General features: G+C 60.8%; 1 protein-coding gene. It reads left to right on the forward strand.

Annotated elements, in window-relative coordinates; genetic code table 11:
• Positions 1-509: flagellar hook-basal body complex protein (locus tag AACY45_RS27600; protein ID WP_339548632.1), on the forward strand; the 509-nt coding region annotated here is incomplete at its 5' end.
• Positions 510-571 lie beyond the last annotated feature (62 nt).

A 571-nucleotide genomic window follows, 5' to 3' on the forward strand; every position in this document is an offset into this window, starting at 1 on the left:
CGTTGTTCGATCCGCTTAGCATTTCATGGACCAACGCCGCAGCCTCCGCGCCGATCCAGCTCGCCATTGGCGATGATGCGGGCATCAACGGCATCACGCAGTTCGGCAGCGATTCCGCGCTGATCTCGTCCAACGTCGATGGCGGCATGCTGGGGCAATTGTCCTCGATCGACATCAGCAAGACCGGTGTGGTCAACGCCGTTTTCGCCGATGGCACCACGCGCGCGGTGTTCCAGTTGCCGATCGCCAATTTCCAGAACCCTGACGGGCTCACCCGCCTGCCCGGGAATGCTTATGCGGCTAGCAAAAACTCGGGAAGTCTGACGCTGAACCAGCCGGGAACGCTTGCTGCGGGCACGATATCGGCAAGCACGCTTGAAGCGTCCACGGTCGATCTGGCGAGCGAGTTCACCAACATGATCCGCTTTCAGCGGGCCTATAGTGCCGCATCCAAGATCATCACCACCGCCGACGAAATGTTGCGGGAAGTCAGCGACCTGAAGCGCTGATCGGATGACAATGGGGGCCGGTCATGTCGCTTAGCGAAATTCTGGGGTCGGCGACGTCGGGG

This window comes from Pseudomonas sp. RA_35y_Pfl2_P32 (genome assembly GCF_963970735.1).
GTDB lineage: Bacteria > Pseudomonadota > Gammaproteobacteria > Pseudomonadales > Pseudomonadaceae > Aquipseudomonas.